24 protein-coding genes are annotated in these 23,871 nt (G+C 71.9%); 6 read left to right on the forward strand and 18 right to left on the reverse strand.

The genetic code is table 11. From position 1 onward, the window contains the following. Positions 1-165: 165 nt before the first annotated feature. From OOK38_RS05755 to OOK38_RS05800, 10 genes are all read right to left on the reverse strand, one after another. Positions 166-651: a hypothetical protein gene (locus tag OOK38_RS05755; protein ID WP_266763043.1), complete on the reverse strand. Its 486-nt coding sequence runs from the start codon at positions 649-651 to the stop codon at positions 166-168. 99 nt (positions 652-750) lie between these two features. Beyond that, positions 751-2,265: an Asp-tRNA(Asn)/Glu-tRNA(Gln) amidotransferase subunit GatB gene (gatB, locus tag OOK38_RS05760; protein WP_266763042.1), complete on the reverse strand. Its 1,515-nt coding sequence runs from the start codon at positions 2,263-2,265 to the stop codon at positions 751-753. Positions 2,266-2,281: 16 nt separating this feature from the next. Next, positions 2,282-2,524 carry a hypothetical protein gene (locus OOK38_RS05765; RefSeq protein ID WP_266763040.1) on the reverse strand — a complete coding sequence of 81 codons (243 nt, stop codon included), beginning with the start codon at positions 2,522-2,524 and terminating at the stop codon, positions 2,282-2,284. Next, positions 2,521-4,026 (reverse strand): Asp-tRNA(Asn)/Glu-tRNA(Gln) amidotransferase subunit GatA, encoded by a 1,506-nt coding sequence (gene gatA, locus OOK38_RS05770; protein ID WP_266763038.1) that lies wholly within the window; start codon positions 4,024-4,026, stop codon positions 2,521-2,523. Before gatA ends, OOK38_RS05765 begins: the two co-directional genes overlap by 4 nt. Positions 4,027-4,031: 5 nt before the next feature. Further along, complete coding sequence (gene gatC, locus OOK38_RS05775; RefSeq protein ID WP_261705575.1) at positions 4,032-4,328, reverse strand: Asp-tRNA(Asn)/Glu-tRNA(Gln) amidotransferase subunit GatC; 297 nt, start codon at positions 4,326-4,328, stop codon at positions 4,032-4,034. 677 nt (positions 4,329-5,005) lie between these two features. Then, the gene (locus OOK38_RS05780) at positions 5,006-7,246 is read right to left on the reverse strand and encodes a bifunctional diguanylate cyclase/phosphodiesterase (RefSeq protein WP_266763035.1); all 2,241 of its coding nucleotides are present in this window, start codon (positions 7,244-7,246) and stop codon (positions 5,006-5,008) included. A 260-nt stretch (positions 7,247-7,506) separates the two neighbouring features. Continuing rightward, on the reverse strand, positions 7,507-9,702 hold the full coding sequence (ligA, locus tag OOK38_RS05785) for an NAD-dependent DNA ligase LigA (protein ID WP_266763034.1): 2,196 nt from the start codon (positions 9,700-9,702) through the stop codon (positions 7,507-7,509). Positions 9,703-9,717: 15 nt separating this feature from the next. Beyond that, the gene (locus tag OOK38_RS05790; RefSeq protein WP_266848177.1) at positions 9,718-10,725 is read right to left on the reverse strand and encodes a methionine synthase; all 1,008 of its coding nucleotides are present in this window, start codon (positions 10,723-10,725) and stop codon (positions 9,718-9,720) included. Between the two features lie 30 nt (positions 10,726-10,755). Continuing rightward, complete coding sequence (locus OOK38_RS05795) at positions 10,756-11,445, reverse strand: SDR family oxidoreductase (RefSeq protein WP_266763030.1); 690 nt, start codon at positions 11,443-11,445, stop codon at positions 10,756-10,758. Positions 11,446-11,532: 87 nt separating this feature from the next. Next, entirely contained in the window at positions 11,533-12,072 is a 540-nt protein-coding gene (locus tag OOK38_RS05800; protein WP_266763028.1) for a TIGR00730 family Rossman fold protein, read from the reverse strand. A gap of 50 nt (positions 12,073-12,122) precedes the next feature. Between OOK38_RS05800 and OOK38_RS05805 the strand changes: the two genes are divergently transcribed. Both OOK38_RS05805 and OOK38_RS05810 read left to right on the forward strand, forming a co-directional pair. Further along, positions 12,123-12,446, forward strand: coding sequence for a DUF427 domain-containing protein (locus OOK38_RS05805; protein ID WP_266763027.1), 324 nt, complete (start codon positions 12,123-12,125; stop codon positions 12,444-12,446). A gap of 64 nt (positions 12,447-12,510) precedes the next feature. Then, positions 12,511-13,296, forward strand: a complete 786-nt coding sequence (locus OOK38_RS05810) for an alpha/beta fold hydrolase (protein WP_266763026.1) — start codon at positions 12,511-12,513, stop codon at positions 13,294-13,296. Positions 13,297-13,408: 112 nt separating this feature from the next. On the opposite strand, the gene mnmA is transcribed toward OOK38_RS05810, so the two are convergent. Beyond that, the gene (gene mnmA / locus OOK38_RS05815) at positions 13,409-14,530 is read right to left on the reverse strand and encodes a tRNA 2-thiouridine(34) synthase MnmA (RefSeq protein WP_266763024.1); all 1,122 of its coding nucleotides are present in this window, start codon (positions 14,528-14,530) and stop codon (positions 13,409-13,411) included. Positions 14,531-14,590: 60 nt separating this feature from the next. Here mnmA and OOK38_RS05820 point away from each other — a divergent pair, with 60 nt between their 5' ends. After that, positions 14,591-15,286, forward strand: a complete 696-nt coding sequence (locus OOK38_RS05820; RefSeq protein WP_266763023.1) for an N-acetylmuramoyl-L-alanine amidase — start codon at positions 14,591-14,593, stop codon at positions 15,284-15,286. A 246-nt stretch (positions 15,287-15,532) separates the two neighbouring features. On the opposite strand, the gene OOK38_RS05825 is transcribed toward OOK38_RS05820, so the two are convergent. From OOK38_RS05825 to OOK38_RS05835, 3 genes are all read right to left on the reverse strand, one after another. Further along, on the reverse strand, positions 15,533-16,702 hold the full coding sequence (locus OOK38_RS05825) for a cysteine desulfurase family protein (RefSeq protein WP_266763022.1): 1,170 nt from the start codon (positions 16,700-16,702) through the stop codon (positions 15,533-15,535). A 204-nt stretch (positions 16,703-16,906) separates the two neighbouring features. Next, positions 16,907-17,119, reverse strand: a complete 213-nt coding sequence (locus OOK38_RS05830) for a DUF4190 domain-containing protein (RefSeq protein WP_266765863.1) — start codon at positions 17,117-17,119, stop codon at positions 16,907-16,909. Between the two features lie 204 nt (positions 17,120-17,323). Next, the gene (locus tag OOK38_RS05835; RefSeq protein WP_266848179.1) at positions 17,324-17,491 is read right to left on the reverse strand and encodes a hypothetical protein; all 168 of its coding nucleotides are present in this window, start codon (positions 17,489-17,491) and stop codon (positions 17,324-17,326) included. Positions 17,492-17,676: 185 nt separating this feature from the next. Here OOK38_RS05835 and OOK38_RS05840 point away from each other — a divergent pair, with 185 nt between their 5' ends. Continuing rightward, complete coding sequence (locus OOK38_RS05840; protein ID WP_266763020.1) at positions 17,677-18,303, forward strand: TetR family transcriptional regulator; 627 nt, start codon at positions 17,677-17,679, stop codon at positions 18,301-18,303. Between the two features lie 229 nt (positions 18,304-18,532). On the opposite strand, the gene OOK38_RS05845 is transcribed toward OOK38_RS05840, so the two are convergent. Together OOK38_RS05845 and OOK38_RS05850 are read right to left on the reverse strand one after the other, a co-directional pair. Next, positions 18,533-18,895, reverse strand: coding sequence for a hypothetical protein (locus OOK38_RS05845; RefSeq protein WP_266763018.1), 363 nt, complete (start codon positions 18,893-18,895; stop codon positions 18,533-18,535). A gap of 135 nt (positions 18,896-19,030) precedes the next feature. Then, positions 19,031-19,993 carry a YafY family protein gene (locus tag OOK38_RS05850; protein ID WP_266763017.1) on the reverse strand — a complete coding sequence of 321 codons (963 nt, stop codon included), beginning with the start codon at positions 19,991-19,993 and terminating at the stop codon, positions 19,031-19,033. A gap of 103 nt (positions 19,994-20,096) precedes the next feature. Between OOK38_RS05850 and OOK38_RS05855 the strand changes: the two genes are divergently transcribed. Continuing rightward, complete coding sequence (locus OOK38_RS05855; protein ID WP_266763015.1) at positions 20,097-20,687, forward strand: TIGR03086 family metal-binding protein; 591 nt, start codon at positions 20,097-20,099, stop codon at positions 20,685-20,687. 235 nt (positions 20,688-20,922) lie between these two features. Here OOK38_RS05855 and OOK38_RS05860 read toward each other — a convergent pair whose 3' ends face one another. Then, positions 20,923-21,783, reverse strand: a complete 861-nt coding sequence (locus tag OOK38_RS05860; RefSeq protein WP_266763014.1) for a thioesterase family protein — start codon at positions 21,781-21,783, stop codon at positions 20,923-20,925. A gap of 161 nt (positions 21,784-21,944) precedes the next feature. Between OOK38_RS05860 and OOK38_RS05865 the strand changes: the two genes are divergently transcribed. Beyond that, positions 21,945-23,306 carry an esterase family protein gene (locus tag OOK38_RS05865; protein WP_266763013.1) on the forward strand — a complete coding sequence of 454 codons (1,362 nt, stop codon included), beginning with the start codon at positions 21,945-21,947 and terminating at the stop codon, positions 23,304-23,306. Here OOK38_RS05865 and OOK38_RS05870 read toward each other — a convergent pair. Then, positions 23,206-23,871 (reverse strand): trimeric intracellular cation channel family protein, encoded by a 666-nt coding sequence (locus tag OOK38_RS05870; protein ID WP_266763011.1) that lies wholly within the window; start codon positions 23,869-23,871, stop codon positions 23,206-23,208. The genes OOK38_RS05865 and OOK38_RS05870 overlap by 101 nt on opposite strands.

Raw genomic sequence — 23,871 nt, forward strand, 5'->3', positions numbered from 1 at the left:
ATTTGTGGATCTTTATCGGGAACTGCCCGCAAAGAACGCATGACTAATGCGTCATCACTCTTACAGCCGGAAATGATCCTTTGTCGCATTCGTGGGCTTACTCACAGGACTGCGACTCACCTCACAGGACATTCCCGTGGACTCTGTCGCCCCGCCCGTCGTCGCTCAGTCGAACTGGTCACCCACAGCCATGACCATCACACCCGCGATCATCAGCCACAGGGCGCGCCGGGTGCGGCCCCGGGCCCCCAGGAGCGACGCGACGGCGCACACGGCGGCCCCTGAGGCGTAGGAGACGGCTATGAGGGCGGTCCCCGAACCGGTCGAGCGCAGCACCGACGCCGCGAGCCCCGCGACGGTCAGCAGCGCTCCCGTCCCGACCGCCGTCCAGCGGGCCCGCCGGACCTCCTGGTCCTGGCCCTCGTCCTCGTCGTGGCCCTGGCCCTCGTCCTCGTCGTGGCCCTGGCCCTGGACCTCGTCGTGGTCCGCGCGCTCGCCCTCGTCCTCGTCGCGGTCCGCGCCCTGGACCTGATCTTCGTCGCGGTCCTCACCCTGGACCTGATCCTCGCCCTGGTCCCGGTCCATGCCCTGGTCATGGTCCTGGTGCTGGTCCTGGTGGTCGCGCGTCTCGGAGTCAGTGGTTCCACTCATGGCGCGGGAGCGTAGCGCGTGCGCCTGAGAGTGCCGACACAGACCCCAGGGGGTGCATCGGTTGCGATGCACCCCCTGGGGTGTGGGAAAACCCGGACCTCAGCCTTCGCTGACGCCCAGCTTCTCCAGGATGAGCTCCTTGACGCGAGCCGCGTCGGCCTGGCCGCGGGTGGCCTTCATGACCGCGCCGACGAGCGCGCCGACGGCCTGGACCTTGCCGCCGCGGATCTTGTCGGCGATGCCCGGGTTCCCGGCGATGGCCTCGTCGACGGCGGCGGTCAGCGCACCCTCGTCCGAGACGACCTTCAGGCCGCGCTTGTCGACGACCTCGTCCGGGGTGCCCTCGCCGGCGAGGACGCCTTCGATGACCTGACGGGCGAGCTTGTCGTTCAGATCGCCCGCGGTGACCAGCTCGGCCACCCGGGCGACCTGCGCCGGGGTGATCGGCAGGTCCTCCAGGGACTTGCCCGACTCGTTGGCGCTGCGTGCCAGCTCCCCCATCCACCACTTGCGGGCGGAGGTGGAGTCGGCACCGGCCTCGATCGTCGCGACGATCGAGTCGATGGCACCGGCGTTGAGGATCGACTGCATGTCGTGGGCGTTCACGCCCCACTCCTCGCGCAGCCGGTTGCGGCGGGCCAGCGGCTGCTCGGGCAGCCCCGCGCGCAGTTCCTCGACCCACTCACGGGACGGGGCGACGGGGACGAGGTCGGGCTCCGGGAAGTACCGGTAGTCCTCGGCCTCCTCCTTCACGCGGCCCGAGGTCGTGGACCCGGTGTCCTCGTGGAAGTGGCGGGTCTCCTGGATGATCGTGCCGCCGGAGTTCAGCACCGCGGCGTGGCGCTGGATCTCGAAGCGGGCGGCACGCTCGACGGAACGCAGGGAGTTGACGTTCTTCGTCTCGGAGCGCGTGCCGAACTTCTCACGGCCGTGCGGGCGCAGCGACAGGTTCACGTCGCAGCGCATCTGACCCTGCTCCATGCGGGCCTCGGAGACACCGAGCGCCTTGATGAGCTCGCGCAGCTCGGCGACGTACGCCTTGGCGACCTCGGGGGCCCGCTCGCCCGCGCCCTCGATCGGCTTGGTGACGATCTCGATGAGGGGGATGCCCGCGCGGTTGTAGTCGAGCAGCGAGTGGGACGCGCCGTGGATACGGCCGGTGGCGCCGCCGACGTGCAGCGACTTGCCGGTGTCCTCCTCCATGTGGGCGCGCTCGATCTGCACGCGGAAGACCTCGCCGTCCTCCAGCTGGACGTCCAGATAGCCGTTGAAGGCGATCGGCTCGTCGTACTGGGAGGTCTGGAAGTTCTTCGGCATGTCCGGATAGAAGTAGTTCTTCCGGGCGAATCGGCACCACTCGGCGATCTCGCAGTGCAGCGCGAGGCCGATCTTGATGGCGGACTCGACACCGGTCGCGTTGACGACCGGGAGGGCGCCGGGCATGCCGAGGCAGGTCGGGCAGGTCTGCGAGTTGGGCTCGGCGCCCAGCTCGGTCGAACAGCCGCAGAACATCTTCGTCTTGGTGCCGAGTTCGACATGGACTTCGAGGCCCATGACGGGGTCGTAGGAAGCGAGTGCGTCCTCGTACGACACCAGGTCGATCGTGGTGGTCACGGTGAAAACTTCCCTCTCAGCCCAGCAGGACGTCGTCGTCGCCCAGGCGCTTGAGCTCCCGGTAGAGGATGGCGAGGCCGGTGACGATGGCGGCGGCGGACACGGCCGCGTCGATGAGGCGCAGCGTGTCGTTTTCCAGGCGGGCCTTCTTGACCTGCTTCGCGACACCGAACGCACCGAATGCCGTGCCGGCGATGGACAGATACGTGCCGGACTTGGACTTCTTGAAACCCTTGGCCTTGGACATTGCCTTGCTCACAACGACGGAGCCTCCTCAAGCAGCGGGTGCCCCCACTTTTCCACGAAGGCGGCCTCGACGGCGGCGCCGACCTTGTAAAGACGGTCGTCCTTCAGTGCCGGGGCGATGATCTGCAGACCGACCGGGAGGTTGTCCTCCGGCGCGAGACCGCAGGGCAGCGACATGGCGGAGTTGCCGGCCAGGTTGGTCGGGATGGTGCACAGGTCCGCGAGGTACATCGCCATCGGGTCGTCGGCGCGCTCGCCGATCGGGAAGGCGGTGGTGGGCGTGGTCGGGGAGACGATCACGTCGACCTGCTCGAACGCCTTCTCGAAGTCGCGCGTGATGAGCGTACGGACCTTCTGGGCGCTGCCGTAGTACGCGTCGTAGTAGCCGGAGCTGAGCGCGTACGTGCCGAGCATGATGCGGCGCTTGACCTCGGGGCCGAAGCCGGCCTCACGGGTGAGGGCGGTGACCTCCTCGGCGGAGTGCGTGCCGTCGTCACCCGTACGGAGGCCGTAGCGCAGGCCGTCGAAGCGGGCGAGGTTGCTCGAGCACTCGGACGGGGCGATCAGGTAGTACGCGGAGAGCGCCAGGTCGAAGGACGGGCAGTCCAGTTCGACGATCTCGGCGCCGAGCTCCTTGAGCACGGCGACGGCCTCGTCGAAGCGCTGCACGACACCGGCCTGGTAGCCCTCGCCGCGGAACTGCTTGACGACGCCGACGCGCATGCCCGTCACGCTGCCGTTGCGGGCGGCCTCGACGACCGGCGGGACCGGCGCGTCGATGGAGGTCGAGTCGAGCGGGTCGTGCCCGGCGATGACCTCGTGGAGCAGGGCCGCGTCCAGGACCGTACGGGCGCAGGGGCCGCCCTGGTCGAGGGAGGACGAGAAGGCGACCATGCCGTAGCGGGAGACCGCGCCGTAGGTCGGCTTGACGCCGACCGTGCCGGTGACGGCGGCCGGCTGGCGGATGGAGCCGCCGGTGTCGGTGCCGATGGCGAGGGGCGCCTGGTAGGAGGCGAGGGCCGCGGAGGAGCCGCCGCCGGAGCCGCCGGGGATGCGGGTGAGGTCCCACGGGTTGCCGGTCGGACCGTACGCGCTGTTCTCGGTGGAGGACCCCATGGCGAACTCGTCCATGTTGGTCTTGCCGAGGATGACGACGTCGGCGGCCTTCAGGCGCTTGGTGAGGGTCGCGTCGTACGGCGGGATCCAGCCTTCGAGGATCTTGGAACCGACCGTGGTCGGGATGCCCTCGGTGGTGAAGATGTCCTTGAGCGCGAGCGGTACGCCGGCGAGCGGGCCGAGCTTCTCGCCGGCCTCCCGCTTGGCGTCCACGGCACGCGCCTGGGCGAGGGCGCCCTCACGGTCGACGTGCAGGAAGGCGTGCACCTTCTCGTCGACGGCCTCGATCCGGGCCAGGTGGGCCTCGGTGACCTCGACGGCGGTCAGTTCGCCCGCCGCGATCTTCCCGGCGATCTCGGCCGCGGTGAGCTTGATGATGTTGACGTTGGTGTCCGTCATGGTGATTAGTCCTCCCCCAGGATCTGCGGCACCTTGAAACGCCGCTGCTCCTGGGCCGGGGCGCCGGAGAGCGCCTGCTCGGGGGTGAGCGACGGACGGACCTCGTCCACGCGCATGACGTTCGTCAGCGGCAGCGGATGAGAGGTCGGCGGTACGTCTTGGTCGGCGACCTCGCTGACGCGGGCGACCGCGCCGATGATGTCGTCGAGCTGGCCGGCGAAGTGGTCGAGCTCTTCGCCCTTCAGCTCCAGACGCGCCAGCCGTGCGAGGTGGGCGACCTCCTCGCGCGTGATGCCAGGCATGCAGCGATCCTCTGGGGTGAGTGTGTGTGGTTTGGCCCAATCCTATGGGGCGGGGCGAGGTGCCCGCGCCCGGGTTTCCCCCCGGCGCGCTCCGAACCACCACCCGGGCGAGGGTTCGGGCCCCGAAGCGGCGCGGGCAACCCCGCGACCGGCCACGGACGGCCCACGGACACAGGCGACCACGAACGACCGGAGACCGAGGCCGGGCCGGTTCGGCAGGAGAGGTCGGACCGTCCGGGTGACGGCCACGCGCGAGGGGCGAGACGGGCGCGACGGGGCCGACGGCCGGAGGCCGGCGAGGAGCGCGGACGGCGGGCGGACGCCGACGGCGGGCGAGCACCACGGGAGAGCCCGGCTTGTCGGGTGACAGCCACGGGTGGTGCGGGGGTAGGAGACACCCGGCCGGAGGCCGGCGAGAAGTACGGACGGCGGGCGGACGCCGACGGCGGGCGAGCACCACGGGAGAGCCCGGCTTGTCGGGTGACAGCCACGGGTGGTGCGGGGGTGGGAGACACCCGGCCGGAGGCCGGCGAGAAGTACGGACGACGGGCGGACGCCGACGGCGGGCGAGCACCACGGGAGGGCCCGGCTTGTCGGGTGACAGCCACGGGTGGTGCGGGGGTGGGAGACACCCGGCCGGAGGCCGGCGAGGCGGCACCCCGCGGGAACCGTAGGGGCTACTCCGCGGCCGGAAGGGCGGCCCGCGGCCGCTGCCAGCCACGGGACCCCCGGGCGAGCAGCCACGCCGTGGCCTCGTCGGGCGGCATCGCGGCGGCGACCAGCCAGCCCTGCACGGCGTCGCAGCCCAGGTCACGCAGCCGCTCCCACGTCTCGTCGTCCTCGACGCCCTCCGCCACGACGAGAAGACCCAGCGAATGCGCGAGGTCGACGGTGCAGCGCACGATCTCGGCGTCCTCGGTGTCCACGGCGAGCCGTGCGACGAACGAGCGGTCGATCTTCAGCTCGCTGACCGGGAGCCTGCGCAGATGGACCAGGGAGGAGTAGCCGGTGCCGAAGTCGTCCAGCGACATCTTCACGCCGTGCCCGGTGAGAGCCGCAAGGGTGTCGGCGGCGCGCTGGGGGTCCTCCAGGAGCACGTGCTCCGTTATCTCCAGTTGGAGCGCTCCCGCGGGAACTCCGTGCCGGGCCAGACGCGCGGCGACGGATCCGGCGAACCCCGGCGTGTGGACGTCACGCGGCGACACGTTCACCGCGACCGGAACGAAGAGGCCCTGGGCCCGCCAGCGCGCGACCTGCGCGAGGGCCGTCTCCAGGACGTACTCGGTGAGGTGCGGCATCAGCCCGGACGACTCGGCGATGGCGATGAACTCGTCCGGCGGTACCTTGCCGCGCTCGGGGTGCACCCAGCGGACCAGTGCCTCGAGTCCGGCCACCTGTCCGTCGAAGCGGACCTTGGGCTGATAGTGCAGTTCGACGTCGCCGGCGTCCAGGGCCCGGCGCAGGTCGCCCAGCAGGCCGAGCCGGTCGGGGGTGTTGGAGTCCCGCTTGGACTCGTACACCTCCACGCCCGTGCGGTCCCGCTTCGCCTGGTACATCGCGACGTCCGCCCGGCGCAGCAGCCCCTCCGCGTCGAGCGCGTGGTCGGGGAAGACGGCGAGCCCGGCGCTGGCCTCCAGGACGAGGGTGAGTCCGTCGAGGTCGAGCGGCGAGCCGAGGGCGGCGACCAGATTGCGGGCGACCCGCGTGGCCGATGTGGTGGAGTCCGCGACCGGCAGTAAGACGGCGAACTCGTCCCCGCCGAGCCGCGCGGCCTCCGCCCCGCGCGGCAGTGCGAGCCGCAGCCTGTCGGCTATCTGGAGGAGCAGCCGGTCGCCGGCGAGATGCCCCAGGGTGTCGTTCACCGAACGGAAGCGGTCCAGGTCGATCAGCATGAGGGCGGAGCGGGCGCCGATGCGCTCGGCGTCGTCCAGGGCCGTCCAGGTGCGCTCCAGCAGCCACTGACGGTTGGGCAGCCCGGTCAGCGGGTCGCGCAGTTGTTCCTCGGCCCTTGCGCGGGCGATCCACAGGGTGGAGTCGAGGGCGATCAGCGGGATCGAGAACAGGGGCAGCAGCATCGGCTGGGCCATCGCGACGACACAGACGAGCGGCGCGATGCCGAGCAGCGCCACGGCGACGAGCCCTTGTCTGACCAGGGCCGTACGGGCGACGGTGGGCAGGCCGCCGCCACGCGGCGCGTGCAGGTACCAGAGCAGGGCGCGGGTGACGGCGAGATAGGCGCCCGCGACCAGGACCACCTGAGGGGCGGCGTAGAAGGTCCAGGTCTCGGGGTCCCAGGGCGCCTCGACGCTCGGGAACCGCCCGAACGACGCGAGGACCAGGGCTCCGGCGCCGATGCCGAGGATGTCGACCGCGCCGTGCAGTACGCCCTGCCGCCAGCGGTTGCGGCGGGCCATGCCGACCAGGACGACGACGGTCAGGCTGACCATGCCGGCGGGGACCCAGCCGTAGAGCAGCAGGACCGCGAGGGTGAGGGCCGCGCCGGAGCCGGTGCCGCCCCACCAGCGGGCGCGGCCGAGGGCGACCAGGTGGCCGACGATGATCCCGGTCAGCAGCGCCAGCGACCAGCCGACGGCGCCGCACGGGAAGAGCGCGTGGTGGCCGCTGAACGCCCGGTAGAAACCGGCGCCCAGGACGAACGCGGCGGTGACCACGACCGCCGACGGCAGTGCGGGCCAGGACATGTGGCGTTCGGGGTCCTGGCCGGGCAGTCCGGTGCCGCGCTCGGCGGTGAGCCGGCCGACGCCGGCGAGGGTGGGGGCGGCGAGCGGCGCGGCACCGAGCCCGCTCGGGGCGGGGCGCTCCGAAGGCCGTCCCGTCCGCAGGCCCGCCAGCCACGCGCCGGTCATCCGGCGCAGGCGCAGCCGTGGTTCGGGGGCGGCGCTCTCGGTCGGTTCCATTCCCGTCCCTCTCACTGCCGGCGGTGCCCACGCCACGCGGTCCGTTGCCGGCGACAACTGCCAACGGTGCCGCGTCGAAAAACCCTTCCCCTGGCTCGTGCGGAGCAGGGGATGCGCCAACCGCAGCCGGGCACGGTAGGCGCACACCTCAACAGTAGGCCGCGGAAGGCTTCCACGGGCAGCGGTCGGCGACGGTTGCCCGAATGCGACCTGGCCACCCGTATGCAACTGATATGCGCCGAACGGGTGGCCTTCAACCGCTATTCCTCGATCGGAAGCGCGACTTCCGCCGCGGCGTCCGGTCCTTGTCCGAGCAGGACGGCGAAGCCCTCCTCGTTGAGGACCGGAACCTTCAACTGCATCGCCTTGTCGAACTTCGAGCCAGGATTGTCGCCCACTACGACGAAGGATGTCTTCTTCGAAACAGAACCGGTCACTTTTGCTCCACGGCTCTGGAGTTCCTCCTTCGCCACGTCCCGCGTGTGGTGTTCGAGCGTTCCCGTGACGACGACGGTCAGCCCTTCGAGCGGACGGGGCCCCTCGTCCTCGCCCGCGCCCTCGTCCTCCATCCGGACTCCGGCGGCCTTCCACTTGCGGATGATCTCGCGGTGCCAGTCCTCGGCGAACCACTCCTTGAGCGAGGCGGCGATGATCGGCCCGACGCCGGCGGTGGTGGCGAGCTCCTCCTCGGTGGCCTGCTCGATCCGGTCCACGGAGCGGAACTCGCGAGCCAGCGCCTCGGCCGCGACCGGGCCGACATGCCGGATGGACATTCCGTTGAGGAAGCGCGCCAGCGGGCGCTGCTTGGCGGCCTCGATGTTCTCCAGCAGGGAGAGGGTGTTCTTCTTGGGCTCGCCCTTCTGGTTGGCGAAGACCGTGACGACCTTCTCCTCGCCGGTCTTCGGGTCGCGCTTGGGCAGACCGCTGTCCTGGTCGAGGACGTACGCCTTGATCGGCAGCAGCTTCTCCACCGTCAGGCCGAACAGGTCGCCCTCGTCGGCCAGGGGCGGGTCGGCCGGCCCCAGCGGGCGGGTGAGCGCGGCCGCCGCCACGTCGCCGAAGTGCTCGATGTCCAGGCACTCCCGGCCCGCGAGGTAGGAGACGCGCTCTCTCAACTGGGCCGGGCACGTACGCGCGTTCGGGCAGCGCAGGTCGACGTCGCCCTCCTTCATGGGCCGCAGCGCCGTCCCGCACTCGGGGCACTCGGCCGGCATCACGAACTCCCGCTCGCTGCCGTCGCGCAGGTCGGCGACCGGGCCGAGGATCTCCGGGATGACGTCACCGGCCTTGCGCAGCACCACCGTGTCCCCGATGAGGACGCCCTTGGCCTTCACCACGTCCTGGTTGTGCAGGGTGGCGAACTCGACCTCGGAGCCCGCGACCGTGACCGGCTCGACCTGCGCGTACGGCGTGACCCGGCCCGTACGGCCCACGCCGACGCGGATGTTGACGAGCTTGGTGTTGACCTCTTCGGGCGCGTACTTCCAGGCGATCGCCCAGCGCGGTGCGCGCGCGGTGGAGCCGAGCCGGCCCTGGAGGGGGATCTCGTCGAGCTTGACGACCACCCCGTCGATCTCGTGCTCCACGGCGTGGCGGTTCTCCCCGTAGTACGCGATGAACTCCCGTACGCCGTCGAGGTCGTCGACCACCTTGGCGTACCGCGTGGTCGGCAGCCCCCAGCTGTGCAGCAGGCCGTAGGCCTCGGAGAGGCGGCCTAGGCCCTCGAAGCCCTCCAGGGCACCGATGCCGTGGACGACCATGTGGAGCGGCAGCGTCGCCGTGACCCTGGGATCCTTCTGGCGCAGCGAACCGGCGGCGGAGTTCCGGGGGTTGGCGTACGGCTTCTCCCCCGCCGCCACGCGCCGTGCGTTGAGGCCCTCGAACGCGTCCATCGGGAAGTAGACCTCGCCGCGGATCTCGACGAGCGCCGGGACGTGATCGCCCTTCAGGCGGTGCGGAATCTCCGCGATCGTCCTGACATTGGGGGTGATGTCCTCGCCGGTCCGGCCGGTGCCCCGGGTGGCCGCGCGGGTGAGCCTGCCGTCCTCGTACGTCAGGTTCACGGCGAGACCGTCGACCTTGAGCTCGCACAGGAAGTGGTAGCCGGTCGAGCCCACGTCCTTGGCCACACGGCCGGCCCAGGCGGCGAGCCCCATGTCGTCGAAGACGTTGTCGAGGGAGAGCATGCGCTCGCGGTGCTCCACCTCGTCGAGGTCGGTCTCGTACTCGACGGCGACCTTCTGGGTCGGCGAGTCCGGTGTGCGCAGCTCGGGGTACTCGTCCTCCAGCGCCTCCAGGGAGCGCATGAGCGTGTCGAACTCCGCGTCGCTGATGACGGGAGCGTCCTTCGCGTAGTACCGGACGCGGTGCTCCTCGATCTGCTCGGCGAGCTGCGCGTGCCTCTGCCGTGCCTCGGCGGGTACCGATGTGGGCTCTGCGTGCTGTTCGCCGGCCACCGTTGTGTCCTCCCGTTACTCAGGGTTGTCCGCGAGGGATCTCGCCGCCCGGACGCAGTGGGCCAGCGCCCTGCGCGCGAAGTCGGGAGAAGCCCCCGCGAGCCCGCACGACGGAGTGAGCGTGACCGCCTCCGCGAGAAGACCCGGCCGCAGCCCCAGCCTGCGCCACAGCGTCCTGACACCCATGACGCTACCGGCAGGGTCCGACAATGGGACGTCCACGCCGGGGATGACACCGGCGAACAGACGCGTACCCGCTTCGACCGCCTCGCCGATGACATCGTCGTCACGCTCGGTGAGGAGCGAGAAGTCGAAGGAGATCGCCGCCACGCCCGCCCGGCGCAGCAGCGCGAAGGGGACGTCCGGCGCGCAGGAGTGGACCACGACAGGTCCGCCCCCGTGCACGCCGACGACGTCCCGGAGCGTCGCCTCGGCGACCTGGCGGTCCACGGCGCGGTGGGTGCGGTAGCCGCTGGCGGTCGGCACCTGGCCGCGGAGCACCGCGACCAGGGAGGGTTCGTCGAGCTGCAGGACGATCTCGGCCCCGGGAACCCGGCGGCCTACGTCTTCGAGGTGGAGGCGCAGTCCCTCGGCGAGTGATCCCGCGAGGTCGCGGCAGGCACCCGGGTCGGAGAGGGCGGACTCGCCGTTCCTCAGCTCCAGTGCGGCGGCCAGGGTCCAGGGACCGACCGCCTGCACCTTCAGCGTGCCCTCGTACCCCTGGGTGAACTCCTCGAGGGCGTCGAGGTCCTCGCCCAGCCATGACCTGGCCCGCTTGGTGTCCCGGCCCGGCCGGTCCCCGAACCGCCAGCCGCTGGGCTCCACGCGCGCGTACAGCTCGACGAGCATCCCCGCGGTCCGGCCGATCATGTCCGCCCCGGGCCCCCGCGCGGGCAGTTCGGCGAGGAACGGGAAGTCGTCGAGGGAGCCGGTGACGGTCTTCGCGGCCTCCCGCGCGTCACCGCCCGGCATGGACCCGACCCCGGTGGCGGAACCGAACCTGAACTCGCTGTTTTCGCTCACCCCGGAAGCCTACGGAATCCCTCGGGCAGGTCAGCCGCCCGGGCGCACCGTCAGATCGTTGACCTCGGCGTCCCGGGGCAGATCGAGCGCCATCAGGATGGTCGTCGCCACCGACTCGGGGTCGATCCACTTCGCCGCGTCGTACTCCTTGCCCTCCTGCTGGTGGACCTTGGCCTGCATGGGGCTGGCGGTGCGGCCGGGGTAGACGGAGGTCACCCGGACACCGTTCCCGTGCTCCTCGTGCCGCAGGGAGTCGGCGAGGGCCTTCAGCCCGTGCTTGGAGGCGGCGTAGGCGGACCAGTCGGCGTGGGCGTTCAGGCCGGCGCCGGAGTTCACGAAGACCGCGTGTCCCTGGGCCATGCGGAGCTGGGGCAGAAAGTGGCGGGTCAGCTCGGCGGGGGCGATCAGGTTGACGTTGAGCTGGTGGCGCCAGGACTTCGGGGTCAGCTCGCCGACCGGCCCGAGGTCGACCACGCCCGCGATGTGCAGCAGGGAGTCGACGCGGCCGGGGAGCGACTGGTGCGAGAACGCCCAGGAGAGCTTGTCGGGGTCCGCCAGGTCGCCGACCAGGGTCTTCGCCCCGGGGAACGCGGCGGCCAGTTCCTTGGCGCGGCCGGCGTCGCGCGCGTGGAGCACGAGTTCGTCCCCGCGCGCGTGCAGACGGCGGGCGACGGCCGCGCCGATGCCGGAACCGGCCCCGGTGATCACATGTGTAGGCATGGACGCCATGCTCGCATCACCGGATGCCGACCCCGAACCGGATGCCGACCCCGAACCGGTGCCGAGGCCTCACCGGGTGCCGACGCCTCACCGGGTGCCGAAGCTCTCCTCCAGGTACGCCAGTGCCCCCACCGGCTCCTCGGCGAAGAACACCAGGTCGGTGAGCGGTCGCGGCAGGAAGCCTTCGGCGTCCATACGGCGGAACTGCTCCTTGAGGCCGTCGTAGAAGCCCGCCGTGTTGAGCAGGACCACGGGCTTCTCGGTCTTCCCGTGCTTCTTCAGCTCCAGGATCTCGGTCGCCTCGTCGAGGGTCCCGGTGCCGCCGACCATGACGACCACCGCGTCGGCCTTCGCCAGAAGCAGTGCCTTGCGCTCGGACAGGTCGCGGGCGACGACCATCTCGTCCGCGCCCGTACGGGCCTTGGCGGCCAGGAAGTCCACGGAGACACCCACCAGGCGCCCGCCCGCCTCCTGCACGCCGTCGGCGACCACCTTCATCAGCCCGACGTCGGAACCTCCCCACACCAGGGTGTGGCCGCCCTTGCCGAGGAGTTCGGCGAACTCCCGTGCGGGGCGCGTGTAGCGGTCGTCGAGGTCGGCGGCGGAGAGGAAGACACAGATGTTCATGCTTTCACCGTACGCGGGAACGATTCGGGGCCCGCGAGCGCTTTTCCGGTATGGCTGAAGGACACACGATCACCATCGAGCAGGGCACCCAGCATGTCCGCGTCGTGCACGGCGGCCAGGTCCTGGCGGAGAGCGACCGCCCCCTGGTGCTGCGCGAGACCGGCTGTCCGGTGCGTTACTACCTCCCGCCCGAGGACGTCCGGCTGGATCTGCTGACGCCCTCCGACACCCACACGTTCTGCCCCTTCAAGGGCACCGCGTCCTACTGGTCGCGACCCGACGCGGCCGATCTCGTCTGGGCCTACCCCGACCCCAAGCCCGATGTCGCCGGGATCAAGGACCACCTCTGCTTCTACGAAGTGGACGTGTCCTGAGTTCGGGGCGCACGCGGGCGTGGTGACGCGATGAGTTCCCGGTCGCCCGGCAGTCTCTACAGGCATGGACAAGAAGACCATCTCGCGCGACGGGACCCCCATCGCGTACGAACGCTACGGTGACGGCCCGACGGTCGTCCTGGTCGGCGGCGCCATGTGCACGGGTGCCACGCTGGCACCCCTCGCCCAGGCCCTCTCGGACCGCTTCGGCGCCGTCACCTACGACCGGCGGGGCCGCGGCGACAGCGGCGACACCGCGCCCTTCGCGGTGGACCGCGAGGTCGAGGACATCGCGGCACTGATCGACGCCTTCGGGGGCAGCGCGGCGCTCTACGGCATCTCGTCGGGCGGCGCGCTGGCCCTGGAGGCGACGGCGAGCGGGCTGCCCGTCCGCGAAGTCGCGGTCTACGAGACGCCGTTCGCCGTCGACGAAGGGGGCGCCAAAGGCCGTGCCGAGTACACCGAGCGGCTGACCGAGCTGCTCGGCCAGGACCGGCGGGGCGACGCCGTCGAGCTGTTCATGACCCTCGTCGGCACACCCCCGGAGATGATCTCCGGAGTGCGCATGTCCCACGCCTGGCCCGGCATGGAGGCCATCGCACCGACCCTGGCGTACGACAACGCCGCGATGGGCGACAGCCGGGTGCCCCATGAGCGGCTGGCCGCCGTCACCGTCCCGGTGCTGTCGATCGCGGGCGACGCGAGCCCCGAGTGGATGCGCGCGGCGGCGCGGACCGTCGCGGAGGCGGCGCCGGACGGCTCGTACCGCACGCTGGCGGGGCAGACCCACATGGTGGACCCGCTGGTGCTCGCGCCGGTGCTGGCCGAGTTCTTCGGGACGAAGGGCTAGGGGACGCCGTTCGGATCACCCCGGTCCGCGGTGATCCGGACGACAGCCCTTGGCCGCCGGACCTGGTCCTGGTAGGTCCTGGTCCTGGACGTACTGGCCGCCGGACCTGGTCCTAGACGTCCGCCGTCGCGCGCGTGGTCGCCGCGATCGTCGCCGAACCGACCACGCGGGTGCCCTCGTACAGCACGATCGCCTGGCCCGGGGCCACGCCGCGGACCGGCTCGGTGAAGCGGACCTCCAGGGAGCCGTCGACCAGCTCGGCGCGCACCTCGGTCTCGCCGCCGTGGGCGCGGAGCTGGGCGGTGTAGACGCCGGGACCGGTCGGGGCCGCGCCGCACCAGCGGGGCTTGACCGCGGTCAGGGCGGACACGTCCAGGGAGGCGGCCGGGCCGACCGTCACCGTGTTGTTCACCGGCGAGATGTCGAGGACGTAGCGCGGCTTGCCGTCGGCGGCCGGGGTGCCGATGCGCAGCCCCTTGCGCTGGCCGATCGTGAAGCCGAACGCACCCTCGTGGGAGCCGATGACCGCTCCGGCCTCGTCGACGATGTCGCCCTCCGCCTTGCCCAGGCGGTTCGCCAGGAAGCCCTGGGTGTCGCCGTCGGCGATGAAGCAGATGTCGTGCGAGTCCGGCTTCTTGGCGACGGCCAGGCCGCGGCGCTCGGCCTCGGCGCGGATCTCGTCCTTGGTGGTGACCGTGTCGCCGAGCGGGAACACCGCGTGGGCGAGCTGGCGGTCGTCCAGGACCCCGAGGACGTACGACTGGTCCTTGGCCATGTCGGAGGCGCGGTGCAGCTCGCGCGTGCCGTCCTCGCGGACGATCACCTGCGCGTAGTGGCCGGTGCAGACCGCGTCGAAGCCGAGCGCGAGCGCCTTGTCGAGCAGGGCGGCGAACTTGATCTTCTCGTTGCAGCGCAGACACGGGTTCGGGGTGCGGCCCGCCTCGTACTCGGCGATGAAGTCCTCGACCACGTCCTCGCGGAAGCGCTCGGCGAGGTCCCAGACGTAGAAGGGGATGCCGATGACGTCGGCCGCGCGGCGGGCGTCGCGCGAGTCCTCGATGGTGCAACAGCCACGCGCGCCGGTCCGGAACGATTGCGGGTTCGCCGAGAGGGCGAGGTGCACGCCCGTCACGTCGTGCCCGGCCTCGACGGCGCGGGCGGCGGCTACGGCGGAGTCCACTCCGCCCGACATGGCGGCGAGGACGCGGAGGGGGCGCTGCGAGGTGTCAGTCATAACCCCTCCAGAGTACGGGGCCGCGGGAACCGGAGCCCCCGAGTATCCGTTGAAGATCGCATGGGGGAGAAAAAGGGGAAGCCACAGGGCCGTGGGTCCGGGGCGGGAGCCAAGGACGCGGACCGGCCGGTCGGGCGCCGGGTGCTGCTCATCGGCGGTGCGGCGGCCGCCGTGAGCGCCGCCGGGCTCGCCCGGGAGAAGCTGTCGCACGTGTGGTGGCGGCTGCCGGGTGTGGAGAAGTCGCGGGTCGCGGGGGCGGTGGACTTCCGCGGCGCGCAGTGGGTGGCGGCGTCGGCGGCGAACTGGCGGCGGGCCGACCGTCCCGACGACTACTCGATAGACCGGGTGGTCATCCATGTCACCCAGGGCAGCTTCGCGAGCGCGGTGAAGGTCTTCCAGGACCCGGGGCACGGAGCGGCCGCGCACTACATCGTCCGCAAGGACGGTCATGTCACGCAGATGATCCGCGAGCTCGACGTGGCGTTCCACGCGGGGAACCGCGAGTACAACGAGCGCAGTGTCGGCATCGAGCACGAGGGCTTCGTCGATCGGGCCTCGTCGTTCACGGACGCGATGTACACGGCCTCGGCACGGCTGACGGCCGGGATATGCGGGCGCTACGACATCCCCGTCGACCGCGATCACATCATCGGACACGTGGAAGTACCGGGCACGGATCACACGGATCCCGGACGGCTCTGGGACTGGGACCGGTATCTGCGGCTCGTACGACAGGCCCGGACGGCGTCCGCCTGACGAAGGTCCGAGGGTCCCGGGACTGAGGGCACCGGCCCGTCGGCTGCCGGGGGTCTGACGGCTGCCGGAGGTCCGAGGGACTCGGGCTTCAGGCCCCCGGCACCACGGGTGTCAGGCAAGGCCCGTCGGCGGTGTCATCGGCGGGTGGTGTCAGGTGAGGCCCGCCGACGGTGTCATCGGCGGGTGTCAGGCAAGGACCGTCAGCGGCGTCGGCGGCGGGTGTCAGGTGAGGCCCCTCGGCAGGTGTCAGGTGAGGCCCGCCGTGCGCGCCCGCTCCACCGCCGGGCCGATCACGCGCGTCACCGCCGCGACGTCCGCCTCCGTGGAGGTGTGGCCGAGCGAGAAGCGCAGGGTGCCCCGGGCGAGGTCCGGGTCGGTGCCGGTGGCGAGCAGGACATGGCTCGGCTGGGCCACGCCCGCCGTGCACGCCGAGCCGGTGGAGCACTCGATGCCCTGCGCGTCGAGCAGCAGGAGCAGCGAGTCGCCCTCACAGCCCGGGAACGTGAAGTGCGCGTTGGCGGGCAGCCGGCCTCCCGGTGCCGGGTCGCCGCCGAGGATCACGTCGGGCACGGCCTTGCGGACGGCGTCGACCAGGACGTCGCGCAGGGCGCCGATCTCGCGGGCGAACCACTCACGCTGCTCGGCGGCCAGCCGCCCGGCGACCGCGAAGGAGGCGATCGCGGGCACGTCGAGCGTGCCGGAGCGGACATGGCGCTCCTGGCCGCCGCCGTGCAGCACGGGTACGGGGCTGTACTCGCGGCCGAGAAGCAGCGCGCCGATCCCGTAGGGACCGCCGATCTTGTGGCCGGACACCGTCATCGCGGCGAGGCCCGAGTCTGCGAAGTCGACGGGGATCTGACCGAAGGCCTGGACGGCGTCGGCGTGCAGCGGGACGCCGAACTCGGCCGCGACATCGGCCAGTTCACGGACCGGCATGATGGTGCCGATCTCGTTGTTGGCCCACATGACGGTGGCGAGGGCGACGTCGTCGGGGTTGCGGGCGATGGCCTCGCGCAGGGCGTCGGGGTGGACGCGGCCGTACGCGTCGACGGGCAGGTACTCGACCGTGGCGCCCTCGTGCTCGCCGAGCCAGTGGACCGCGTCGAGGACGGCGTGGTGCTCGACGGGGCTCGCGAGGACACGGGTACGGGCCGGGTCGGCGTCTCTGCGGGACCAGTACAGGCCCTTCACCGCGAGGTTGTCGGCCTCGGTACCGCCGGAGGTGAAGACCACCTCGCTGGGGCGGGCGCCGAGGGCGTCCGCCAGGGTCTCACGGGCTTCCTCGACCGTCCGCCGGGCAGAGCGGCCGGCGGCGTGGAGGGAGGAGGCGTTGCCCGTGACGCTCAGTCGGGCGGTCAGAGCCTCTACCGCCTCGGGGAGCATCGGGGTGGTCGCGGCGTGATCGAGGTAAGCCATGGTGGGCCCGATTCTACGGGCCCGCTCTCCCCCTGCCTCGGCCCCCACCGGCGTGACGTCCCGCCCCGGCTCGCGGACGGGTTCGCGGCGCGCCTCCCGGCTCCGCGCGGGCCCTCGATCAGCGCACGGGGTGAACCCGGCCTACGCGGCACATCCGGCTCCGCCGCGCAGGCGACCGCGTCCGTGCGGTCGTCGGCTCCGGCCTCAGAAGCTCCAGGACACCGTGCTGTCGAACTGCATGAAGGCGACCAGGACGACCAGGTCGGCGACGCCCAGACCGAGGCCGAGGAAGGCGCGGCCGCGGCGGGCCGTGCCGCGCCACAGGGCGACGGAGGCGAGGGCGATGGCGATGGGGCCGAGGAAGACGTTCAGCACCAGGAGGCCGAGGAGGCCGAGGATGAAGGCGGCCACGGCCATGCCGTCCGCGTCCCGGACGGCGGTCCGGCGCGTGGCGCGGGCGGCCTCGGCGGGGCGGGCGGTTCCCGTGGTGCGAGCGGGTCGAGCGGTGCGATTCGTGCCGGTGGTGCGCGTGGTGAGTTCCATGACGTGAGTCAGCTCCCAACGGTCAGTCGGTGAAGGGGTGGGACCAACGGCCGGTCGGCAATGCTGCGGGACCAACGGTCAGTTGGTGGAGGGGTGGCGTCGGCGGGTGTTGCGCTCACGCAGCGCGAAGACGACCAGCCAGACGCCGATGACGGCCGCCGCGACGAGGGTCACGGGCAGCGGCGCGTGCGCCACGGAGCCCATGACGACGCCGAGCAGCAGGAGTGCGGCGACGAGGAACAGCATGAGGTGCCTCTCGAAGAAGTCTCGTAGTCCGGTCCCGGACTGTCCGGTGCCTCGACGGTGAGGCACGGATGTTTCCGGGACTTGACGACTCAGTGAACGGTTGTAGTAACAGTTGTTCACTGACTTCTGAGTCTAGCGCGTCCGACGGCTTTAAAATTCCAGAGAACAGTTGTTAACTGCATGGCATGAGTCACACTCTCGGCATCCGCCAGGCGCAGAAGCAGAAGACCCGACAGGCGCTGCTGGACGCCGCGTTGACGCTTCTGGAGGACCAGAGCCTGAGCAGCCTGGGTCTGCGCGAGGTCACCCGTGCCGTCGGAGTCGCCCCCACCGCCTTCTACCGGCACTTCCGCTCGACGGCGGATCTCGGGGTGGCCCTGGTCGAGGAGGCGCTCGGCAGCCTGCACCCGATGATCGAGGACACGGTGTCCGCGGCCGGCGACAGCGACGAACGCATCGCCCGCGCGGTGGAACTGATCGCCCATCACGTCGGGACGCACCCGGCGCACGTCCGCTTCATCGCACGCGAGCGGCACGGCGGGGTCCAGCCGGTGCGGGACGCGATCCGCGAGCAACTGGCCCGGTTCGCCGAGGAAGTGAAGGACGCGCTGGCCGAGCACCCCGAGTCGCTGGGGTGGAACGACGACGATCTGCTGATGCTCGCGGGGCTGTACGTCGACCACATGCTGATGGCGGCCTCGGCGTTCCTGGAGGCGCTGGACGGCTCCGAGGCGGAGCGCGAGCGGGTGGCCCGGGTGGCGAGCCGTCAGATGCGGCTGATCAGCATCGGCCGCCGTCACTGGCTCGGCTGACCGCGACGGCCGGCCGGGGCGGCGCGACGCCGAACCGAGCCGCACCGCCTCGCCTCTCCCGGCCCCACCACCCCGGCGACCGCCACCCGAAGGCCGGACTCCCGAGGCCCGGACCCCCGAGGCCCGGACCCCCAAAAGCCGGACGCCCAAAGGCCAGCCTCCCGAAGGCCGGACTCCCGAACGCCAGCCTCCCAAAAGCCGGACTCTCAAAGGCCGGACTCCCGATGCGTCAGCCCTGCGCGGGCGACTGCCCCTGCTCCTGTCCCATCTGGCCGCCGCCGGGACCGCCGCAGCCGCCCTGGCCGCCGTCCATGCCGCCGCCGGGAGCGCCGCTCGGCATGCCCGAGCGGTTGCCGGAGGGCGCCTTCCCGGTGGGCATGCCCGACGGGGCGCCGGAACGCGAGGGCATGCCCGAGGGCGCGCCGCTCGGGCGCCCGGAGGCACCGCCCGGCATCCCGGAGGGACGCGTGCAGTTCTGGCCGTCGGAGGTCTTGCTGTCCGAGGACGACGAGTCGCCGGAGCCGCAGGCCGCCAGCAGGGGCGAGAGCGCGAGGAGGGCGACAACGGGGACGAGTCGTGCACGACGGTTCATGGGGCAACTCCCGGTCAGGTCACGTGAACCGGCTGAGGAAAGCCGGACGAGCGGGGGCCAGAGCACCAGATCCACGTAGGGCCGCGCTGTGCCGCAGCTGTGCTTCGCTGTGCGGCGCCCTTCCGCGCGCCGGGCTCAACCCCCCTCGTACACCGAGCTGATGGCCGCCGCCGTCGCCGCCAGTTCCTGCCGCACCTCGGCGGGCGCGAGGACCTCCACCGCGTCCCCGAAGGCCAGCAGCGTGCGGGCCTCACGGACCGAGCCGTGGGAGAGGCGCGCGGTCACCCACTCGCTCGCGCCGTCGTCCTCGGGCAGCTCCGCGAGGGTGGCCGCGTTGAGGCGCACGAACATGTCGAGGCGGGAACGCCGTACCCGGACCGTGACGTCGAGAGCCCCCGGCCGCTCCTCGACCTGACGGCGCAACACCTCCCAGGCGTCGGCGAGTTCGACGCCCGGCCGGCGCCGCACCGGCTCCGGCAGGAGGGTGGCCGCGCGGACCCGGTCGGCGCGGAACAGGTGCGGACTGCCGCGCCGGTCGGCGACCAGGTACCAGATTCCGGCCTTGGAGACGAGCCCGTACGGGTCGACGGTGTACGTGCGCGGTTCGGTCTCCCCGCCGTGCCGGTAGCGCAGCCGCAGCCGGCGGTCGGTGAAGACCGCGTCCTGCAACACGTCGAGGTCGACGGCTCGCCGGGGCCCGCCCTTCCACCGGGTGGCGTCGACGAGGACGCGCCTGCTGGTGACCTCGGCGGCCGGCCGGAAGGGCGCGGGCAGCGCGGCCATCACCTTGCGCAGCGCGGAGCCGAGCGCCTTGTCGAGGCCGAGAGCCGCGTGCGCGCCCTGCGCGGCCAGGATGAACAGCGCACGGGACTCGTCCGCGGTCAGTCCCGTGACGTCCGTGCGGAATCCGGCGAGCAGCTCGATGCCGCCGTGCCGCCCGCGCTCGGCGTAGACCGGGACGCCGGAGGCGGACAGCGCCTCGATGTCCCGGTAGATGGTGCGCACCGACACCTCCAGCCGGCCGGCGAGCTCGTGCGCCGGGACGCGGCCGCGGGTCTGGAGCAGCAGGAGGATCGAGAGCAGTCGGTCGGACTTCACGCGCCCAGGATCGCGCCCGCCGAGGGCCGCCGCAAATGTTGACGGAGACTGTCAGGTTATGCGGCGAGGGTGAGGGCACACCGAGACACGGAAGAGGTCAGTCATGAACGCCATGGACCCCCGCCCCCTGTACACCCGCGCCGCCGAGCAGATCGCGTCACTGATCGGGACCGTCCGGACGGAGCAGCTGGCCGGGGCCACCCCGTGCGCCGAGTTCGACGTACGCGTGTTGCTGTCGCACATGGTGGGCGGCACCCGGCGGATCGCCGTGATCGGGGCGGGCGGCGACGGGCTGGCGGTGCGGCCGTTCGCCGACGGAGTGCCGGACGACGGCTGGCGCGCCGCGTACGACGAGGCCGCGGCGGAGGTCGCCGGGGCATGGGCGGACGACGCCCGGCTGGACGCGCTGGTGCTGGTGCCCTGGGGCGAGGCCCCCGGGCGTATCGCCCTCGCGGGATACGTGATGGAGGCCGTCACCCACACCTGGGACCTCTCCGAGGCCCTCGGCCGGCCGCTCGAACTCGATCCGGAACTGGCCGAGTTCGCGCTCGCGATCGCCGGCCGTGTACTGCCCGACGAGGGGCGCGAGGACCCCGAGCTGCCCTTCGGCGCGGTGGTGCGGGCCCCCGGAGGGGCCGACGTCTACGAGCGGCTGGCGGCCTGGACGGGCCGTCGGCCGCTGGTGACCGTCTGACGGGCCGGGGCTTCGCCGGTGGGGGCGTGACGGGCCACGGGCGGCGGAGCCGCTGCCGGACACGTGGTCACGGCCGGACCGGGCACGCGGTGATCGCGGGACACGGACACACGGTGGACGCCGGCCCCTGACACACGGTGGACGCCGGCCCCCTGACAGGCGGTGGCCGTCCGCGTCGTACGGCCGCGCCTCACCCCGACCGGTGAGGCGCGGCCGGGCCACGGGCGCGCGGCAGTCAGCGGAGACGTGCTCGCGCGAGCTGGCGGGACTGCGCGACCAGTCGGTCGGAGCTGTCCCACACCTCCGCGTCCTCCTCCAGGAAGCCCCCGGCGAGGTTGCGGGTGGTGATCGAGACCCGCAGCGGGCCGGGCGCGGGGCGGGAACGTACGTGCACGGTCAGCTCGACGGTCGGCACCCAGCCGGACAGCCCGATCTCGAAGGCCGTCGGCGGCAGCGCGTCGACCGCGAGGAGCAGCGACAGCGGGTCCGCGTCGCGGCCGTCGGCGAGTCCGAACCACGAGCGCATCTCGCCCTTCCCGGACGGCGCGCCGAGCGCCCAGCCCAGGGTCGCGGGGTCGAGCTTGAGGAACAGCCGGTCGGTGATCGCCGAGCTGCCGGGGATCGGGGCGGGCGCGTCCTGCGGACCGAAGCACTGGTCCATCGGCGGGATCGCGGGCGGCAGCGCGGTCGTCCGGACGTCGTCGGGCAGGGTGTCGAGATCGCCGTACGAGGCGAGCACGCGGATCCGCTCGATCTCGCGGCCCTCGTCGTCGTACTGGAGGAGGGACGCCTGTCCGGTCGACAGCGTCCGGCCGGTGCGTACGACGTCCGTGCGGATGACCGCGGGGCCCGGCTGGGACGCGGTCAGATAGTGCGCGGAGATCGTGAACGGATCGGAGTGCGGGAGGGCGTCGGCGAGCGCGCGGCCGAGGACGGCCAGCAGGTAGCCGCCGTTGACGGCGCTGATGATCGTCCACCCGGCGGAGAGGTCGACGTCGTAGACGCCCGCCTCGCGCAGGGTGACGGCGGTGTCCCGGTCGAACTCGCTGTCGCCGATCGTGGCCCGTACGGCCTGTACCGAAGCTGCTTCTGGCATACATGAACGGTACAACAGGAAATTACTAAGCGGTAGCTTTCACTTGTTTCCGGCGCATGAACGCCCGCCGCCCCGCCCAACCGGGTGAGTATTCGGCCATTTCTCGTCAAGTGTCCGCAATCACCCGTGACCAATCGGTCCGACTTCTCCTCTGAAAGGACATGAGCCTCACCGGGACTCCGTTCCTCCTGACCGCGGTCGCGCTGTGTGCCGTCGCCCTCGCGCTGCCCCTGGCCCTGTGGTCCCGGATCCCCGGGCCGGCGCCCGTGCGCGGCGCGGCCCGGCTCCTGATGCTGCTGTTCGTCCAGGGCACGGCGATCAGCCTGGTCTTCGTCCTCGTGAACAACGCCAACAGCCTGTACGACGACTGGGCCGACCTCCTCGGGACCGGCGACCACGTCGAGCGGGCCGCCGACCTCGGGCCGGACGGCACCGGAGGGATCGCGCCGGAGAGCCTGCCCAAGGTGCGGCAGACCTTCCGGCAGGCCGACGGACGGCGGATGGGGCAGGCCGGCGGAGTACGCGTCACCGACCTGAGGGGGCGGGTGTCGGGGGTGCACGCCGAGGTCTACGTCTGGCTGCCGCCGCAGTACGACGAACCCGCCTACCGCCACCGGAAGTTCCCCGTGGTGGAACTGCTGCCGGGCTATCCGGGCTCCGCGAAGGCGTGGTTCGGATCGCTCAAGGTGCACGAGCAGCTGCTGCCGATGATGCGCGCAGGCCGGGTCGCGCCGTTCATCCTGGTCGCGCCGCGCACCAACCTGCTGGCCCGGGCGGACACGGGCTGCGCGAACATCCCGGGCACGGTGAACGCGGAGAGCTGGCTCAGCATCGACGTGCCGAGGATGGTCACGGACAACTTCCGCGCCGAGGCCGCCCCGGACGGCTGGGCGACGGCCGGATACTCGGCAGGGGCGCACTGCGCCACCAAGCTGGCCGTCGCCCACCCCGACCGCTACCGGGCCGCGGTGAGCATGTCCGGCTACAACGACCCGAAGGGCGAACGCAGTTCACTCGCCGGGCGGAGCGCCGAGCTGCGCGTGCGGAACGATCCCCTGCTGCTGCTGCGCGCCGACCGCGTCCCGCCCCGGATCGCGCTCTACTTCTCCGGCGAGTCCGGCGACGGCTACGAGGCGGGCGCCCAGGTCCAGGCGATCGCGAAGCCGCCGACGAGCGTGGACGTGGTGCTGCTGCCGCGCAGCGCGGGCGGTCACGACATGGGGCTGTGGCGGCCGCAGCTGCCGGAGGTGTTCCGCTGGCTGACCCAGCGGTTCATCACGGACACCGGCACGGACACCCGCACCGGCACGGACACCGACGCCGACGCCACCGTCGACCCGGACGAGACGGCAGGCCCGGCCGGCACCCCGGGAAAGTCCGGCCTGGTGGACACGGCAGACCCGTTCGGCACGGCCGACCGGGTCAGGGGGTCCCTTCCTCGCTCACCGTCGAGCGGCGGTTCCATGCGCGCGGAGCCCGCCAGTGGTACCGCATCGCGAGCAGGCGCAGCACGAAGGCCGTGACGATGGCGAGGCCGCTGGTGAACGGGGTGAGCGCGTCGTAGCGGATGCAGAGCACGACCATCGTGGCGCCGACGATCGCGGGCACCGCGTAGAGGTCGCGGTCCCAGCGCAGCAGCGAGGGCACTTCGTTGGCGAGGACGTCCCGCAGCACACCGCCGCCCACGGCCGTCGCGAGGCCGAGGGCGGCGGAGGCGGTCAGACCGAGCCCGTAGTCGTACGCCTTCACCGTGCCGGTGACGCAGAACAGTCCGAGCCCGGCCGCGTCGAAGACGTTCACGCCGGCCTGGATGCGCTCCACCTGAGGGTGCAGGAAGAACACGAGCAGGGCGGCGACGATCGGCGTGGTGAAGTACCCCAGGTCCGTGAAGGCCGCAGGGGGTACCGCGCCGATGATGATGTCGCGCAGCAGCCCTCCGCCCAGCGCGGTGATCTCCGCGAGAACGGCTATGCCGAAGACGTCGAAGTTCTTGCGGACGGCCAGCAGAGCGCCGGAGATCGCGAAGACGAAGATGCCGATCAGATCGAGCGTGTGCTGGACGGAGGGACTGAACAGATGCTGGAACAC

This window comes from Streptomyces sp. NBC_00568 (genome assembly GCF_026341855.1).
In the GTDB taxonomy this organism is placed as follows: Bacteria; Actinomycetota; Actinomycetes; order Streptomycetales; family Streptomycetaceae; genus Streptomyces.